Consider the following 15,908-nt stretch of genomic DNA (forward strand, 5'->3'; position numbering starts at 1 on the left):
CAGTGTCGCTAGGAATGCGGCAAACGATTGATTAGCCGTCGTAACGTTTAAAAATTAACGAGGTGTTAATACCACCAAAGGCAAAATTATTGGACATCATGTGCACGCTTGATTGGGTGAGAACGCCGCCCATGACATACTGCAAAGGGGCGCAGTTGGCATCGACTTGGTTTAAATTTAACGTTGGCATTACCCAGCCATCGCGCATCATGTGTAGACAGGCCCAGGCTTCGATTGCACCACCTGCGCCCAAAGAGTGCCCCAAATGGCCCTTGCAACTGCTGACCGGCACACGATCTTGAAACACTGCATAAGAGGCTTGGCTTTCGGTGACATCGCCATATTGGGTGGCAGTGCCGTGGGCGTTTAGATAATCAATATCTGAGGTTTGTAAACCCGCATCTTTCAAAGCAAGCTGCATGGTAACCTGCATGCTGTCGCTATCGGGTTGAGTGACGTGACCGCCATCGGAGTTGGTACCAAAACCAACTACTTCACCATAAATGTCTGCACCGCGTGCCTGAGCATGTTCTAGTGATTCTAAAATCAAGCTGCCGGCGCCCTCGCCAATGACTAAACCATCGCGCTTTGCATCAAATGGGCTTGGGGTTTGGTTGGGGGTATCGTTTTTGGTGCTGGCCGAACGAAAGGTATCAAACACAGCGGCTTCGGTAGGACACAGCTCTTCGGCTCCACCGGCCAACATAATATCTTGCCGCCCACTGGCAATAGCCTCGTAAGCGTAACCAATGGCTTGACTGCCGGAAGTACAGGCCGATGAGGTGGGATACACTCGCCCTTTAATTTCAAAAAACACACCGAGGTTAACCGCGGTGGTGTGGCTCATCATTTTGATATAAGTCGTGGCGGTAATACGGGTTAAATCGCGATCGGTGAGCATTTGTGCAAACTCGCGGGCGGCGTCGGTACTGCCAGTAGAGGAGCCATAGGCTATACCTGTGCGACCACTGGTTAGCAGTGGGTCATCTAATAAGCCCGCCATCAGCAATGCATCGCGACTGGCCACGGTGGCCAATTGTGACACCCGCCCCATGCTGCGAATTTTTTTGCGGGGGTAATCCCCGGTCAGCTGAAAGCCATCCACCGGGCCACCCAGCTGGGTGTTTAAGCCTTTAATATCGGCCCATTCGTGCATCACACGAATACCGCTGCGCCCTTGGTGCACCGCATCACTGAAGCTCGACCAATCAGAGCCCAGCGCAGTGACCGCACCGAGCCCAGTTACAACCACCCGAGTCATGAGTCGCCGCGTTTAATAATCAGCGATGTATTAACCCCACCGAAAGCGAAGTTGTTGCTCATGGCATACTGACAATCCAGTTCGCGCCCCGCCCCTTGAATATAATCTAAAGGGGCGCAGTCGGGGTCGACTTCGGTTAAATTAATAGTGGGGGCAAACCAGCCCGCGTGCATCATTTCTAAGGTCATCCAAGCTTCCAGCGCGCCGCAAGCCCCCAAGGTATGGCCGATATAACTTTTCAGCGAGCTAATCGGTTTGCCTTCACCCAGCACTTCACAGGTTGCCTGTGATTCGGCCACATCGCCCTTAGCAGTGGCGGTACCGTGGGCGTTGACATAACCTATATCGGCAGCGGTTAATTGTGCATCGTTTAGGGCGGTGCGCATGGCGCCAGCCATTGTTACAGCGCGAGGCTCGGTCACGTGGGCGCCGTCGGAGTTGGTGCCGTAGCCGACGATTTCACCCAGTATAGTCGCGCCGCGAGCTTTAGCGTGTTCGTACTCTTCCAAAATTAGGGAGCAGGCGCCTTCACCCAGAACTAAACCATCGCGATTTTTATCAAACGGGCGAGGTGTTAGCTCGGGGGTATCGTTACTGGTACTGGTGGCAAACAGGGTATCAAATACCGCCACGGGGGTAACATGAAACTCTTCGGCACCACCGGCAATCATGATGTCTTGCATGCCGTATTTAATCGCCTCGTAAGCATAACCAATGCCTTGGCTGCCCGAGGTACACGCTGAGGCCGTGGGAATAATGCGGCCAGTCATACCAAAGAACAGACCGATATTCACTGTGGCTGTGTGCGTCATAGTGCGCAGGTAGGTAGAGGCAGTGATATCCACAGTGGTGTTATCACTCACCACGCGGGTCAGCGCGGGTACATCGCCCGGCGTACCAATGCAGGAGCCGTATGAGACACCCGCGCGGCCGCTTTTGAGCAGTGGATCATCGAGTAGACCGGCCATCGTCAAGGCGCGTTCGCTGGCATCTACCGCCATCACCGACACCCGCCCCATAGAGCGCAGTTTTTTGCGCGGGTAGTGTTTGGGTGTGGCAAATTCAACGGGGGCACCCAGGCGGGTGTTGAGCCCTTCGATCGCATCCCACTCACTAAACACTTGCACCTTGTTTTGGCCGGCCCGCAGATCCGCCTCTACGCTAGGCCAGTCATTGCCCAGGGCGCTAACCGCACCCACTCCGGTAATTGCCACTCTACGCATTACAACATTCCACCGTTAACAGAGATCACCTGACGGGTGATGTAGGAGGCCGAATCACTCATTAAATAAGACACTAAGCTTGCCACTTCCTCAGCTTGACCAAAGCGTCGAAGTGGAATCATTTTTTTCGCTTCGTCGGCAAAAACCTCATCAACCATATCGGTTTCAATAATTCCCGGCGCCACACAGTTAACGGTAATTTTGCGTTTGCCTAACTCTAGCGCCAAAGATTTAGTGGCGCCAATCAAGCCGGCTTTGGTAGCGCTGTAATTAACTTGGCCGCGGTTGCCCGCCAAGCCCGCTACGGAAGATAACGTCACAATACGCCCACCTTGGCGCGCTTGCACCATCGGCATTACCAATGGCTGCAAAATATTGTAAAAGCCGTCGAGGTTGGTGTGAATCACACTGTCCCAATCGTCTTCCGACATCGCCGGAAAGGCGTTGTCGCGAGTTATACCAGCATTGCATACCACGCCATAAAAAGCGCCCTTGCGCTCGACATACTCGGTTAACGCTGCGCGCGCCGCACTGCGATCGGCCACATCAAAACTGAGCAGTTCGCTGTCGCGCCCCAGCGCTTGGATTTCGGCGACTACTTCGCGCCCTTTTTCCAAACTACCACGACAATGGACAACCACATCAAAACCTTCGCGTGCCAGTTGCAACGCAATTGCGCGGCCAATGCCGCGACTTGAGCCAGTCACGAGAATCTGACGAGCCATAACTTTCTCCTAAAGGGCGCCCTGCCCCGCTTGAGCAACGTGCTGCGGATCGCTTAACCGCAAATAGTCTTCGAGGCTATCGGGACGAAAGGCGGAAAACTCCCCTTCACTGACCGTTTGCCACTCGTCGTTTACACACTGCGTAATTTTTCCGTGAAAGGCCACAATCGGCCCGTCGATTAAATTGACATCCACCCGCACCTGCAGCATCGCTCCCAAACTAAAGCTCGCAACGCTCGACTGCACCGAGCGGGCGCTAATTAAAAAGGCCGGTTGTGCGGCCTCGGCCACTGATTCGCTCAACCCCACCCACACCGCAGCGGTTTGCGCCATATATTCAACGCTACACCAGGCGGGCACGCCGCCGCGAGCCGCATCGTAAAGCGTATTATCCTGTTCAATGGTGGCACCGGTTAAGACCCAATCCGGCGCATGGTCAAGCACTTGGTCAATCAGCCTGAACGGCGGCCGGTGCGGTATTAATGTATCAAGATTCATTCTGCACGCCCAAAATGATTGCGGCGTTATTGCCACCAAAAGCAAACGAATTGCTTAAATAACAGCGCCGCTTCTCGGCACTGACACAATCACCTACCTGCACGAGATTAAGATTGGGCAGCGCCGGGTCGTAATGGCCATGGTAGCAGTGAGGCGGTAGTTTACCACTGTCGTTTAGCAGTGCTAACCACATCAGCCCCGCTTCGGTGGCCCCTGCCGCGCCCAAGGTATGACCCAACTGGCCTTTACTGCTGCTGACCTTAGGGCCGTGGGGAAACAAACGCGACACTACGGCCGACTCCATCGCATCGTTGAGCGGTGTCCCGGTGCCGTGCAGGTTGATATAGTTAATGTCGGCTGGGGCTAACTGCGCCTGCTCCAAGGCCGTTTTAATGGCCGCTTCGGCGCCACTGCCAGCAGGATCGGGCGCCGATATATGGTGAGCATCGGATGAGGCTCCCGCGCCTAACAACTGAATACGCCCCCCAATGGGCTCGCGAGTGACCATAAAAAACGCCGCCGCCTCGCCGATATTAATACCCGTGCGCCCTTCCCCAAACGGGGTGCAGGGCCCTTCACTGACCGAGTCCAATGCGGCAAATCCGTTGACGGTCAACCGGCACAAACTGTCGGCGCCACCGGCAATAACCGCATCGGCCATGTCGGTTGCCAGTAAGCGTTGTGCTGACGCTAAGGCATGGCCGCTGGAAGAACAGGCGGTGGATAAGGTATAAGCAACCCCTTGCAGTTGGCAGTAGTCGGCTATTAGTTCAGCTAGATTACCAATTTCTTGGGCACGATAATGATAGTGCTCTGGCCGTTCACCCTCGCCCTGCCAGTGCGCCACTGCGTCTTCGCCTTCAGCAATACCCGAGGTACTAGTACCCGCAACCACCGCAATGCGAGCACTGGGGTAACGTTTTTTAACCTGATCAATACTGCTTTGTATTTGGGCAATAGCGGTTAAGGCCAGCTGCGCATTGCGACTGCGATAGAGCGCCAGGCACTCGGGCACGGGCAGCAAAGGAGCCGTCACTGGCGCCGTGTAAGTGGGCTTACCCGGCACCCAATCGCACGGGGCCAAGCCGAGATCGCCGGCAAACAGGGCCTGGGCCACGCTGGCTTTGTCGTGGCCCAGAGCATTGATCAAACCCAAATCCGCTAAATAGCACGCTGGCATCATGGAGAGTTGGTCCGTATTTGTAATGTTATGTTTTTAAGGGGCAAAGCGATGGTATTTGGTGCCTCTGGCTGCCACTGCCATACCGTTCGCGATGACGACTGCAGTTGCGTGCCCTGCCCTGTGTGCTGCAAGTTTAAACCCGCGGCACTGACACAGGATGGGTTTAGGCTGTCGCGTATTAGCCACCAATAAAGTGCACTGACTAAAGTTTCGGGGTCAAGTCCGCGGTAAAACGGTTGCGTTTCAAGCGCGACTTTTTGCTTTGCCAGGCGGGCATTAAATTGCAAACTGCCCAGTGTATCGATCCCAATAAATCGCACGGCATCCGCTTCGAGCTGCACTCTCACCACTAAAGGGGCTGAGCCGAGCGATTGAGACACGAGTAACGTCGCAGCCGCTGGTGCTGGGCAAGAACCATTATGGGGTGCGGCCAAGGGGCTGGCACAGCCAGCCAACACTATTAACAGCCCGAGAGCAATAAGCTTTTGCATTAGTCGCCTGACGAACAAAACTCGGCCAAAGCGCCCATACGGCGACGCGGCTCAGCCACAAATGGGTTGTTTTCATCCCACGCGTAACCGGCCAAAATGGATGAGATCATTTCACGCACGCTGACCGATTGGTGCGGATAAAAAATCGTATCTTGAAATAGCCCTTCGTACCAAGCGTCGACAAATACACGGAAGGTGTCCACCCCTTTGCGCAGCGGAATTTCGTAGTCGGCTTGCCAGTCTACGGTTTCGCCTTCTAGCTGACGCGTTAACACATCGACAGCCATTGTCGCCGAACGCATGGCGATGGTGATACCGGAGGAAAATACTGGGTCGAGAAACTCGCCAGCATTACCCAACAAAGCGTAGTGATTGTTGGCCAAGTGCTTAACATTACAAGAGTAACCGGTGATATGGTTGGCATCATTATTCCACTCGGCACGATCTAGCATTTTGGCAAGCTCGGGCGCCTCGGCCACCATGGCCTGTAGCAACTCCATAGGCGTGTCTTTGCCGCGTTTTTTCAGTTTCTCTTCACTGGCAACTACTCCTAACGAACATTTACCGCCACTAAAAGGTATCAGCCAATACCAAATATCACGCTCTTGCGGATGAACTGTTACCAAGATTTTATTGCGATCAAAATCGCCGAAAGCAATGCCATCATTAATATGGGTAAATGCCGCTTGACGAACAGGAAAATCTGAAGGCTCCTCCAAATCAAGTAGGCCCGGCAACACGCGGCCAAAACCGCTGGCATCGAGCACAAAGCGACAATCGATGGTGGCAGTTTCACCTTCTGGGGTGGTGTAAGTTAGCGTATTGCCGCCGCCTTCGTGTAATTGACAGTCATTAATCACATGGCGGTAACGGATGTCCACACCCTGTTTTTGTGCTTCATCAGCCATAAGTTTGTCAAAATGTGCGCGCTCTACCTGAAAAGTAGTGCCGTGGCCCGGCGAGAATTTTTCTTCAAAATTGAAATAGGTATAGCGCTCGCCCCAAGCAAAAGCAGCGCCATTTTTAAACTGAAAACCGGCATCGCGAATGGCGGGCAAGAAACCCGCCTGCTCGATATATTCCATGCATTGTGGCAGCAAGCTTTCGCCGATAGAAAAGCGCGGAAACTGCTGTTTTTCAAACACAATAACGCTATAGCCTTTTTTGTTCAGCAGTGCCGAGGCGATAGCGCCAGACGGTCCCGCACCGATAATGACCACATCCACTTGCTTAGGCACAGCTGCCATATCCTTTCCCCATTTCACTTATGTTGCGCCAAGGGCGCCAATAAAAATGCCAGTACAATTCCCAACAAAACCGCCAAACCAAAATGCGCTATGGCCTGGGTACCACTTAACGCCAGTAGGCCAAAAGATAACACGGTCGTTACAGTGGATAAACCAATGGCCAGTAACGTAGACCTTGATACCCCGCCGGATTCGCGCACAAACAGTGTGTAATCAATACCAATGCCCAACACGAGCATTAAGGCCATAATATGAAACACACTGATATCAATGCCCACAACCAGTAGCCCACACAAGGTAATCACACTGGCGATGGCAGGAGGGGCAATAACCCTTAGCGCCCCGAGCACACCATAAGGCCCACACAAAAGCACCCCGATTAAACCATAGGCCAGTGCCAACAGCCCGCTAGCGTTGTGGCGATACTTTTGCAGTAATTGATTGGTCCGAGCCACAGGGTCTACCCATTGTGCATAGGGCCAAGGGGCTACCAGCGACGCCAAATAATGAGTATCGAGCGGCGTATTGAGTGTGATCACACTGTACACTTTGTCTTCGCGCTGAAACACCAAGGGCACGGCAGCATATTGCCCGCTAGCGACTAACACTGCATCAGGCTCAATAAAAGGCACTTCTTGCTGGCTGGCCATCATTGACGCCACAGCCTTTGAGTTAACTCCAAGGCTGATCAGCACGGATTCTAATACCCCCGAATCTATCACTCGCTCTTGCCACAGTAACTGATTGGCTCGCTGTTGCTGCACGCTAGGCAACCAGTGGTTAAGCGCAGCAAAACTGGCCAAATGACCGGTTTGTTGGAGAGGCGCAAGTGCGGCATCCACCGCTTGCACGCGGTTAAGGAGTTGCGGGTAATCGTCAGCTTCTAACAATATGTATTGCATTGCCCTGCGCCCCCCAAGCTGAGTGCGGAACACCTCTTCCATATCGAGCAACTCCTGCGGTGCATTTTGCATTTGGCGGATATCGTCATTACTTTGCCAAAGCGGCCATATCAACACGACCATTAGCAGTAATATCAAACCACTCAAGCGTCGACGAAACAATTCCGCCACAGCCTGATGACGCCTTTGCCCCCAGTTCAGTAAATTTAGTAAGGGGCGCGATAGCCCATGCCGACTGGGCTTGCGTAGCAAAATCGGGTAGAGCCCCATAACAGTGACAAAAGCCGCCACTAGGCCAGCGCTGGACATCACCGCTATCTGGGTAAACCCCGGAAAGCCCGTGGCGGTAAAGCTTAAATACCCCGCCACACTGGTCAATAACCCTAAGCTAAGGGGCGCAAGTAAGCGACGGTAATCCGAACCCAGCTGCCAGTGTTGCTGGGCATCTAAACGTTTGGCATAAAAGTGCAAGGTGTAATCAATGGCCACCCCAACCAAGGCCGAGCCGAACACCAAGGCAATAATATGCACTTGGCCAAACCACCATTGCACGACACTGAGTCCGGCCAGCACACCCACAGCAATGGGAACGATGGCCAACAACAGTAAACCCACACTGCGAAATACCAATAAAAACAAACACACAATACCGATTAACGAGCCCAAACCGACGGTAGAGATTTCACTACGTGCCTGCTCGGCACCCGCTTGGGTGTAGAAAAAGGCTCCGGCATAAAGCAGGTCGGCACCTGGCAAAGTGCGGAGCTCATTAAATGCCTGCGACAATGCCTGCCCCGCCGTTTGCTGCACCTCGAGGCGGTAGGGTGAATCGGCCAAGGTCAGGCGCATTAGGGCGTAATCGGCCCCGCCAATATCCACCATAGCCAACCCTGCGTCCGACAGGCGAACTGATCCTAGATCTGACTGCCAGCTATCTTTAAAATCGGCAAGACTGCCTAGAGGGTCTGTATGCAATTCAGCCGCGGAAAAACCACCCGGGCGCATCAATAACCGGCGCAAGGTGCGTTCTTTTAGTTGCTCGGCTGACAGGTTTTGCAGGCGGTCGCGCCATTTCGCGCTAAGTAGTAACGCGGGGTGAGCACCCGGTAAACTAAAAGTTTGTTCGCCGGCTAAACCGGCGGCATCCGCGCCTACTTTGGCGAAGCAGGCGCAGTCGGTCAAACGTGCGGTAACCGAGGCGATGGCCACTTGCAGCTGGGCCTGATCGCTGGTGTGCACCAGCAGTAATATCTCTCTCTCAATCTGTGAGGCTCGCTTGCGATTGGCTATCACCTCAGCTGATTGTTCAGTTTGCCCGGGGAAAAGTGCAAGCAGGTCATTATTAAACTGCAACCGGTGTAAACCCGCCACACCGAACACAATCGTGGTCAGCATAAGCAAAAGACAAGCGTATTGAAAGCTGCGCACAGCTCGCCCCATGCTCACACTCTATTACTCCTCGGCCTGTGCGGCGTACTGGAATTGAATCCGGGTGTAATCGGCATTGGGTTCCTGCACGGTGACGCTGTGCAACCTGCCTTGCTCACCGGTAACGACAATCGCCGCAATGGCGCTTGCTAAACGTTTATTATTAGGCAGCAAACGCAATTGCCATTGAGCATCCAACTCCGAGTGTGGTAGCTGTACGGTAAAAAAGGACTCTAAGCCTTTTAGTTGCAAATCAAAAAGTTTGCCCACAATTTGAAAAAAACCATACACCGATGGTTCTTTGCGAGCGGTAATTTCGGTTTGCTCACCCTCTAGGGTGCGCATGATTGTGCCATCGACAATACGATAAAGCACGGCAAAAGGTTCTTGCACCGACCAAGTCAGATCACCATTCGTTTTTAAGTCGAAAGTGCCGGAAGAGACCAACGGTTCATTCAAAATGGCCATATATTTATGTTGTTGCATTTGGCCGTGCACCGGTAAGGAGTTTGCCAGCTGAGCCGCCACGGACTGCAGATGTTTTTGATCATCTGCACTGCTGGCATTGCGCCATTTGCCATCAGCGGGGCCGTTGTCGGCACTGCTGATAGCATCAGCCCAAGCGTTCACACACAAAAGACACAGTAGGCATACACTCAGCCATTTCATCACTACACCTCTTTTCACCTAGGATTTTCTGACGCTGGTGTGGTGGGCTGTTGTTTGTGATAGGCGGCTAATTTTTGCGCCAGAACATCAGGCATCGCAAAGCACATTTCATTGCTACTCAAATCCACCGCCACCTGTACTGTGTAACCTTTAGTAAGCACCTCATTAGTGTCGGCATCGACAATACGGTAGGCAATTTTTAGCCGCACTTCCCACTCTTCCAATGTGGCTTCAATACGTACAGTGCGATTAAACAGAGCTGGGCGCACGTACTTAATGCGTAAATCCACCACCGGAAAACCAAAGCCCGAATCACGCATGGTTTGGTAGTTATAGTCGAGCGCGTCGAGCAATTCGCAGCGCGCGTCTTCAAAATATTTCACATAGTGGCCGTGCCAGACAATATCCATACTGTCGACATCATAAAACGGGATTTTGCGTTCCAGTGACACGGTCACGAGTTGTGTTTTAGTCATTGGGGTAAAGCTCCCAGCGCTGTTCGCGAATCAGCTGAATGGTTTGGCGCAGCACACCTTCCAGTGGCCGATCCTCATCGACGATATCAAAGTATTCTCGCACCTCTGAGTACATAGACTCCAGAGTGGGTGTAATAGCACTGTGGTCAAAGTCACCTTGCTGTTTACGCAGATAAAACGCTTGGGTGGCAGCCAGTAAGCCGGCCGCTACGACTTGCTCGGTTAACTCCAGCACTCGTTCGCAATCGCGGGCCGCGATGGTACCCATACTGACCTTATCTTGGTTGTGACACTCAGTGGAGCGAGAAAAGACACTGGCTGGCATGGTGTTTTTAAGGGCTTCGGCCGCCCAGGCTGATGTACCAATTTGTACGGCTTTAAAGCCGTGATTGATCATTGCCCGGTCTGGCGTTGCCCCCGACAGGTTGGATGGTAAACCATTATTGAATTTCACATCCATCAGCAGCGCCATCTGGCGATCGACCAAATCGGCCACATTGGCAACGGCCACTTTTAACGAGTCCATGGCGAACGCAATATGACCACCGTAAAAATGACCACCGTGCAGTACATGCTCGCCCTCACCGTCGATAATAGGATTGTCATTGGCGCTGTTCAATTCGGTTTCAATAAACTGACGGAACCAGGGCAGCGAATCTTGCAGCACACCGATAATATGTGGAGCGCAGCGCACTGAGTATCGATCTTGCAATCGGTCGGAGTTACGCTCCACCTCGGCGGCTTGTAGGTCGTCGTGAATCCAACGGGCAATTTGACCTTGGCCGGGGTGCGGTTTAACGGAAAACAACTTGCCATCAAAATGATTGGTGTTGCCTTTTAGGGCCACGCTCACCATCGCCGTTAAGCGGGTGGCCAACTTGGCCAAATACTGTGCGCGATCAAAGGTCAGACAGGCAATGGCGGTCATGACCGCGGTGCCGTTCATAATCGCCAAGCCTTCTTTAGGGCGCAGCTGCAATGGGGTTATGCCTTGCGCCTGTAAAACTTCGGCGGTGCTTTTGCGCTCGCCTTTAAAATACACATCGCGCTCGCCCACCAAAGACGCGGCCACATACGACAGCGGGGTTAAGTCACCACTGGCGCCCACCGAGCCCTCTTCGGGAACCACGGGCACAATATCTTGCTCAATATAGTCTGCCAAGCGATCCAACAATTCCATGCGGACACCGGAATAGCCGCGCGACAGTGAGGCCAAGCGTGAGGCGAGAATAGCGCGACCGTGGGCGCGATCAAAATCGCGACCCAAGCCGCAACCGTGAAAGCGGGTTAAATGCAGTGGTAACTCTTCCACCAAATGCGATGGAATAGACACAGTGCATGAGTCACCATAGCCGGTTGTAACACCGTAAATGACACCCTCTTCTTGCCACAAATCTTTGACAAATTGGGCGCTGGCCTCAATGCGCTGACGCGATGCTTTCTCGTCAGTGATACGTGCACTGGCACCCCGAGAGATTGCGACGATATCTTCAATAGTGACCGGCGCACCGCCGAACTCAATGGTTTTTCGCGAAGTATTAACGGTCATTGTTGCCAGTTGCTCCTGAATCTCGCTTATCGGTTTTAGTGGTTAAATCATCATTCCAGTAGTCATAAAAATTAAACCACTGTAGTGGGTAACGATGGCACAGCGCCTCTAATCGCTGTACATACTTCCCCAAAATTTCTTGGCAGGCGGCATCGCGCTTACTGCGCGCCACCCTTCCGCCATCGTACAATAAATCCATACTGGCCTCGTAGCCACTTTCGGTGGTGTAGCCGGCTAAGAAATACACTGGCGCGTCCAACATTAGGGCCAGCCAAAAGGGGCCAGCGGGAAAACGGGCGCTCGCACCAAGAAAATCTGCCTCAAAAAAGCGCTCGCTATTAGCCGGTGGCAGACGGTCGGCCAATAAGATTAAGAACTCGCCCTGGTCCAGTTTATCTTTAAGCATCATGGCAGTGGCTGGCGTGACATCTGTGACCGGAATCAAACGCACATCGGTATTGCTGTTTGCACTACGCAGTAGTTCATTAAAATTTTCGGTGCTGCCCGCGTGTAAAATGACATTCAATTTTAACGAACCATCATTTGCCACCACCGCGCGGCACATTTCTAAATTGCCAAAATGCGCACCCAATAAAAGCCCGCCGCGCTTTTCATTTTGCAGTGCCTCCAAGGTGGCGTGCCCTGGAAAATGCACCTGGGTGCGCTGAAGCCGCCCCATCCAGGCGCCCAGCCGATCCATTAGAGCTCGCCCAAACGCCAAATGGTGGCGCCAAACTTGCCACAAGTTGGCACGACGCCCCGTGGCCCGCGCTAAATAAGCCGCTGAATGTCGACGCGTGGAACGGCGGGTAAGAAAAAAATACAGCACTACCAAACAAACCACAGGGTAAGCCAGATAGTGACCACCGTGGCGATAAAACCAAAACAATAACCGCATGGCTCGCAAACTGCCGCGTTCGCGAATATTATCCCAACCGGAACTTTGCGGGGCGCTCATGCCAACCACCGGCGCAGCTTGCGCGCGATTAAAACCGGTGAGCGAAGAATCATTCCGACCACCAGCCGGGTGTGCATCCAGCTTATGGCCACATTGTCACCCCACAAACGAAAATTCGAGTAACCCTGCTCGGGATAAATCACTTTAGTGGGGACGGATATCACGCGCAAACCGCGCCAGTACAATCGCACTAAAATCTCGGTATCAAAATCCATGCGCGCGCCAATTTTGACATCTCGCGCGAGCTCAATAACCGGTTGTAATGGGTAGGCTCGAAAACCGCACATCGAGTCTTTAATATCAAACGATAAGGTTTCCACCCACACCCAAAAATGCGTGATGTACCGGCTGTAGAGTCGGTGCTTGGGTACGCTGGCATCGTATTGGGGGATGCCGGCAATAACCGCCATGGGGTGGGCCTGTGCCTCGGCTATTAACAGGCCTGTATCTTCTACGTTGTGCTGTCCATCGGCATCAATTTGCACAGCGTGGCTGTAACCTAAGTTATAGGCGTGGTGCATTCCCAGCAATACAGCAGAACCTTTGCCACCATTAGGGTGTTGCTCAACCAACTCACTACCGGTTTCTGTACACAGTGCTTGCAGAGTGTGGCCCGCCTCAGCATCGCCACCGTCATTCACCACAATACAATCAATGCCCTGGCCGCGCAGATAACGCAACGAGGGGCTCAGTAGATGCGCGTGATTATAAACGGGAATGACTACACACAGACGAAAGGTATCAGTCATTTTGACACCTCTTCGACCTTGAGCACACCGCGCGAACAATCACCCAGAGCATTGCGATAGCGAAACTTAAGCTGTTGCGCTTCAGGGCGGTACTGCAAACTCAGCATCAACGATACCGGCGGGCGCACCAGCTGTTGAAATTTATTAGATACTTGGCCGCGACAATCAAAACGGCACGCAAAAAAGCGCTCAGCCAATTGCAGCGCCCAACCAATTTGCACCACGCCCGCCAGTACAGGCAGGTCCGTAAAGTGACCAGCAAAGCACGGTAAATCCTCTCTTAGTTCGATACCAAGCTCAATGCTATTGTCACCTTGATCAAGGACTTGTATCTCTGGCGGCAGCAACATTAATGTTCTCTCTCACTCAGTAATTGCTGAATAGTCGCGGCCACTACTTTGCCCTGATTGTTGCGCGGCAAGGTCGTAAAATACCGCCAGCGTCGCGGTAACAACGGTCTCTCAAAATAAGTCGAGAGGTGGTTCTTTAACGTAGTATTGATGAACAATTTTTTTTCATTGTGCAGCGCACTCAAACCCACTTCGCTCAGCGCCACCACCATACCAACCTCATCTCTGCGACCGCGTACAACTGCCACACGGCTTTCTTGCACCCATGGGTGCTCGCTCAACCGAGCTTCCATCTCGCTCAACGATAAGCGTTTACCTTCTACCTTGACGACAGTGTCGGCCCGGCCCAACAAATGAAAACGACCATCGGCTAAAAACTCAACCTTATCGCCCATCACAAATTCATGGAGGCCACCTAAGTGCGCGCTGCGCACACGCAGCTGTCCCTCTGCTGTGGGCTCGACTTCAACACCGGGCAAAGCCGCCCAGAATGACGACTCGCTGCGCCTACGATACGCTACGCCACCGGTTTCAGTACTGCCCAATATTTCCCACGGGGCATGCCCGACAATGTTCGCCATCGCTTGGGCATCCGTTTCTGCCAAAAGTCCGCCGGATGAAAAAATTGCCGCTAAGCCTTCTGCTTGCTGACAAAATACCGGGGTTTGCGGCAAGCGCGACAAATGCGTAGGGCTAGACACCAACACTACCGGCGCCAATTGTGCGACCTGACCGGCCAAGACTTCAGGGTAGTGGCCAGCTTCCAGCATAATGGGCGCACGGCGAGCCAAAGGCCACAGTAAAAAATGCAATAACCCGTAGATATGCTGGTGCGAAACGGTAGCCAGTACCGGATGCTGCGCCACCGCGTCGGCGAAAACTTGTTGTAATTCGGCCAACTCACAGTGCAAATCGGCGAAGGTTTTGGCGATAGGTTGCGGAGTTGAGGTAGTGCCCGAGGTAAACAGAACCAATTCAACCTGCTCGTTAATATCTTGCTCACCCAAATCGGCAGGATTATCAGTTTCTGCCAACAGTTGCTCTAGCTGCCAATAAGAGCTGTGTAAGGCCAGAGCGGGATCATCGCTAATCAGTGCAGAAAAATGCTGCCCCAAACAATCAGCGGTACCCGCCTGTAAGTTATGGGGCATCACAATACGCTTACCAGCCAGAGCCAGGGCGATAAACACGCATAGAAAATCCCAAGGGTTGGTAAGCCAGACGCCGACATGGTGCTCATCTTTTTGCACCAAGCTCTGATATAACGCCTCGACGCGCAGCTTTAAATCATCGGCGCTGTAGCGACGTTGAGCGTCCAGAGCGACGCAATGGGCTCCGCCTTGCAACGCCAAGCTGCCAATATTAAAAGATGTGCTCATAACGCGTGTTTTTTTCGAAAAATTAATTGTCTGTAGGCAAACTCACCGCCCAACAGCACCCCCATAAAGAGGTAAGCGATAAAACCGTTGTACAGCGCCCATGTCGCGCGCGTTGCCAATACCGCAGTCGCCGCGGCTATGGCTGCATTTATTATAAAAAACCCAATCCACATCCATGTCACATTGAGAGTGTAACCCACCACCACCTCCGGCAGCCCTTCAGGGTGCTCCAGTGCGGCCATTCGGGCCGGTATAGTGGGTGGATAAAAAACGGAGTAAGCAAAAACAGCCGCCATGGTTAAGTTAATTAAACTGGGCAAGAACTTCAGCAGCAGCTCATTATTACTCCACCAGATCATACCGGCAAAAGATACTAGCCCCAGTAACAACATTAACCTTTGCCACCACTGCTTCACTTTGAAGGCGAGGCGAGTCAAATACACCGCCGCAATGGCCACACCGAGAATCCGAGGTTCCAGCCATTGCATGCCGATATACACCAGCAGTGGATACAGCAACAGCACAACAATGGCTATTGCTGTGAGGATGCGCATTAGTCCTTGCTCAGCAAATCATCAACGACATTGACGGCATCGCCAATCGTTCTAACGCCTTTAAACTGTTCGGGTTTTAATTGCTTGCCCGTCACGCTGTGAATTTTAGCGGCCAGGTCAATGGCATCGATACTGTCAAAGTCGAGATCCTGATACAGATCGGCGTCCAATGACACGTCTGCCTCGTCAATCATAAATGAGTTGACCAGTACGGACTTGAGTTCGTTATAAATTTCGTCTTTTGTCATGAAACTGTCTATGTATGT

General features: G+C 52.8%; 17 protein-coding genes. All 17 read right to left on the reverse strand.

Annotated features, from left to right (window positions below; genetic code table 11):
* Nucleotides 1–31: 31 nt before the first annotated feature.
* The 17 genes from Q4563_RS14660 to Q4563_RS14740 are packed head-to-tail and all read right to left on the reverse strand — an operon-like array spanning nucleotide 32 to nucleotide 15,890.
* Nucleotides 32–1,261 (reverse strand): beta-ketoacyl-ACP synthase, encoded by a 1,230-nt coding sequence (locus Q4563_RS14660; protein ID WP_303604983.1) that lies wholly within the window; start codon nucleotides 1,259–1,261, stop codon nucleotides 32–34.
* Nucleotides 1,258–2,484, reverse strand: coding sequence for a beta-ketoacyl-ACP synthase (locus Q4563_RS14665; protein ID WP_303604984.1), 1,227 nt, complete (start codon nucleotides 2,482–2,484; stop codon nucleotides 1,258–1,260). The genes Q4563_RS14660 and Q4563_RS14665 overlap by 4 nt, the downstream gene beginning before the upstream one ends.
* Nucleotides 2,484–3,209, reverse strand: coding sequence for a 3-oxoacyl-ACP reductase FabG (gene fabG / locus Q4563_RS14670; protein ID WP_303604985.1), 726 nt, complete (start codon nucleotides 3,207–3,209; stop codon nucleotides 2,484–2,486). Before fabG ends, Q4563_RS14665 begins: the two co-directional genes overlap by 1 nt.
* Nucleotides 3,210–3,218: 9 nt before the next feature.
* A complete protein-coding gene (locus Q4563_RS14675; RefSeq protein WP_303604986.1) occupies nucleotides 3,219–3,707 on the reverse strand; it encodes an ApeP family dehydratase in 489 nt (162 codons plus the stop codon).
* Entirely contained in the window at nucleotides 3,697–4,890 is a 1,194-nt protein-coding gene (locus tag Q4563_RS14680; RefSeq protein WP_303604987.1) for a beta-ketoacyl-ACP synthase, read from the reverse strand. The genes Q4563_RS14675 and Q4563_RS14680 overlap by 11 nt, the downstream gene beginning before the upstream one ends.
* Nucleotides 4,887–5,381 carry a hypothetical protein gene (locus Q4563_RS14685; RefSeq protein WP_303604988.1) on the reverse strand — a complete coding sequence of 165 codons (495 nt, stop codon included), beginning with the start codon at nucleotides 5,379–5,381 and terminating at the stop codon, nucleotides 4,887–4,889. The genes Q4563_RS14680 and Q4563_RS14685 overlap by 4 nt, the downstream gene beginning before the upstream one ends.
* The gene (locus Q4563_RS14690) at nucleotides 5,381–6,628 is read right to left on the reverse strand and encodes an NAD(P)/FAD-dependent oxidoreductase (RefSeq protein WP_303604989.1); all 1,248 of its coding nucleotides are present in this window, start codon (nucleotides 6,626–6,628) and stop codon (nucleotides 5,381–5,383) included. Before Q4563_RS14690 ends, Q4563_RS14685 begins: the two co-directional genes overlap by 1 nt.
* A gap of 14 nt (nucleotides 6,629–6,642) precedes the next feature.
* Nucleotides 6,643–8,976 (reverse strand): MMPL family transporter, encoded by a 2,334-nt coding sequence (locus tag Q4563_RS14695; protein WP_303604990.1) that lies wholly within the window; start codon nucleotides 8,974–8,976, stop codon nucleotides 6,643–6,645.
* Nucleotides 8,977–8,982: 6 nt separating this feature from the next.
* Nucleotides 8,983–9,627 carry an outer membrane lipoprotein carrier protein LolA gene (locus tag Q4563_RS14700; RefSeq protein ID WP_303604991.1) on the reverse strand — a complete coding sequence of 215 codons (645 nt, stop codon included), beginning with the start codon at nucleotides 9,625–9,627 and terminating at the stop codon, nucleotides 8,983–8,985.
* A gap of 14 nt (nucleotides 9,628–9,641) precedes the next feature.
* Nucleotides 9,642–10,103, reverse strand: coding sequence for an acyl-CoA thioesterase (locus Q4563_RS14705; RefSeq protein ID WP_303604992.1), 462 nt, complete (start codon nucleotides 10,101–10,103; stop codon nucleotides 9,642–9,644).
* Complete coding sequence (locus Q4563_RS14710) at nucleotides 10,096–11,652, reverse strand: HAL/PAL/TAL family ammonia-lyase (RefSeq protein ID WP_303604993.1); 1,557 nt, start codon at nucleotides 11,650–11,652, stop codon at nucleotides 10,096–10,098. The genes Q4563_RS14705 and Q4563_RS14710 overlap by 8 nt, the downstream gene beginning before the upstream one ends.
* The gene (locus tag Q4563_RS14715; protein WP_303604994.1) at nucleotides 11,642–12,610 is read right to left on the reverse strand and encodes an LpxL/LpxP family acyltransferase; all 969 of its coding nucleotides are present in this window, start codon (nucleotides 12,608–12,610) and stop codon (nucleotides 11,642–11,644) included. The genes Q4563_RS14710 and Q4563_RS14715 overlap by 11 nt, the downstream gene beginning before the upstream one ends.
* Nucleotides 12,607–13,359 carry a glycosyltransferase family 2 protein gene (locus tag Q4563_RS14720; RefSeq protein WP_303604995.1) on the reverse strand — a complete coding sequence of 251 codons (753 nt, stop codon included), beginning with the start codon at nucleotides 13,357–13,359 and terminating at the stop codon, nucleotides 12,607–12,609. The genes Q4563_RS14715 and Q4563_RS14720 overlap by 4 nt, the downstream gene beginning before the upstream one ends.
* Nucleotides 13,356–13,709, reverse strand: coding sequence for an ApeI family dehydratase (locus tag Q4563_RS14725; RefSeq protein ID WP_215976107.1), 354 nt, complete (start codon nucleotides 13,707–13,709; stop codon nucleotides 13,356–13,358). The genes Q4563_RS14720 and Q4563_RS14725 overlap by 4 nt, the downstream gene beginning before the upstream one ends.
* Nucleotides 13,709–15,088 (reverse strand): AMP-binding protein, encoded by a 1,380-nt coding sequence (locus Q4563_RS14730; RefSeq protein ID WP_303604996.1) that lies wholly within the window; start codon nucleotides 15,086–15,088, stop codon nucleotides 13,709–13,711. Before Q4563_RS14730 ends, Q4563_RS14725 begins: the two co-directional genes overlap by 1 nt.
* Nucleotides 15,085–15,642 carry a hypothetical protein gene (locus Q4563_RS14735; protein WP_215976109.1) on the reverse strand — a complete coding sequence of 186 codons (558 nt, stop codon included), beginning with the start codon at nucleotides 15,640–15,642 and terminating at the stop codon, nucleotides 15,085–15,087. The genes Q4563_RS14730 and Q4563_RS14735 overlap by 4 nt, the downstream gene beginning before the upstream one ends.
* Nucleotides 15,642–15,890, reverse strand: a complete 249-nt coding sequence (locus Q4563_RS14740) for an acyl carrier protein (protein WP_215976110.1) — start codon at nucleotides 15,888–15,890, stop codon at nucleotides 15,642–15,644. Before Q4563_RS14740 ends, Q4563_RS14735 begins: the two co-directional genes overlap by 1 nt.
* Nucleotides 15,891–15,908 lie beyond the last annotated feature (18 nt).

The organism is Gilvimarinus sp. 1_MG-2023 (assembly GCF_030548285.1).

Bases quoted from the DNA above. Each gene is read 5' to 3' on its own strand.
- Q4563_RS14730 (WP_303604996.1), bottom strand. From the start codon at position 15,088: ATGAGCACATCTTTTAATATTGGCAGCTTGGCGTTGCAAGGCGGAGCC.
- Q4563_RS14665 (WP_303604984.1), bottom strand. From the start codon at position 2,484: ATGCGTAGAGTGGCAATTACCGGAGTGGGTGCGGTTAGCGCCCTGGGC.
- Q4563_RS14715 (WP_303604994.1), bottom strand. From the start codon at position 12,610: ATGAGCGCCCCGCAAAGTTCCGGTTGGGATAATATTCGCGAACGCGGC.
- Q4563_RS14720 (WP_303604995.1), bottom strand. From the start codon at position 13,359: ATGACTGATACCTTTCGTCTGTGTGTAGTCATTCCCGTTTATAATCAC.
- Q4563_RS14705 (WP_303604992.1), bottom strand. From the start codon at position 10,103: ATGACTAAAACACAACTCGTGACCGTGTCACTGGAACGCAAAATCCCG.
- Q4563_RS14685 (WP_303604988.1), bottom strand. From the start codon at position 5,381: ATGCAAAAGCTTATTGCTCTCGGGCTGTTAATAGTGTTGGCTGGCTGT.
- Q4563_RS14700 (WP_303604991.1), bottom strand. From the start codon at position 9,627: ATGAAATGGCTGAGTGTATGCCTACTGTGTCTTTTGTGTGTGAACGCT.
- Q4563_RS14690 (WP_303604989.1), bottom strand. From the start codon at position 6,628: ATGGCAGCTGTGCCTAAGCAAGTGGATGTGGTCATTATCGGTGCGGGA.
- Q4563_RS14710 (WP_303604993.1), bottom strand. From the start codon at position 11,652: ATGACCGTTAATACTTCGCGAAAAACCATTGAGTTCGGCGGTGCGCCG.
- Q4563_RS14740 (WP_215976110.1), bottom strand. From the start codon at position 15,890: ATGACAAAAGACGAAATTTATAACGAACTCAAGTCCGTACTGGTCAAC.
- Q4563_RS14735 (WP_215976109.1), bottom strand. From the start codon at position 15,642: ATGCGCATCCTCACAGCAATAGCCATTGTTGTGCTGTTGCTGTATCCA.
- Q4563_RS14680 (WP_303604987.1), bottom strand. From the start codon at position 4,890: ATGATGCCAGCGTGCTATTTAGCGGATTTGGGTTTGATCAATGCTCTG.
- Q4563_RS14675 (WP_303604986.1), bottom strand. From the start codon at position 3,707: ATGAATCTTGATACATTAATACCGCACCGGCCGCCGTTCAGGCTGATT.
- Q4563_RS14660 (WP_303604983.1), bottom strand. From the start codon at position 1,261: ATGACTCGGGTGGTTGTAACTGGGCTCGGTGCGGTCACTGCGCTGGGC.
- fabG (WP_303604985.1), bottom strand. From the start codon at position 3,209: ATGGCTCGTCAGATTCTCGTGACTGGCTCAAGTCGCGGCATTGGCCGC.
- Q4563_RS14725 (WP_215976107.1), bottom strand. From the start codon at position 13,709: ATGTTGCTGCCGCCAGAGATACAAGTCCTTGATCAAGGTGACAATAGC.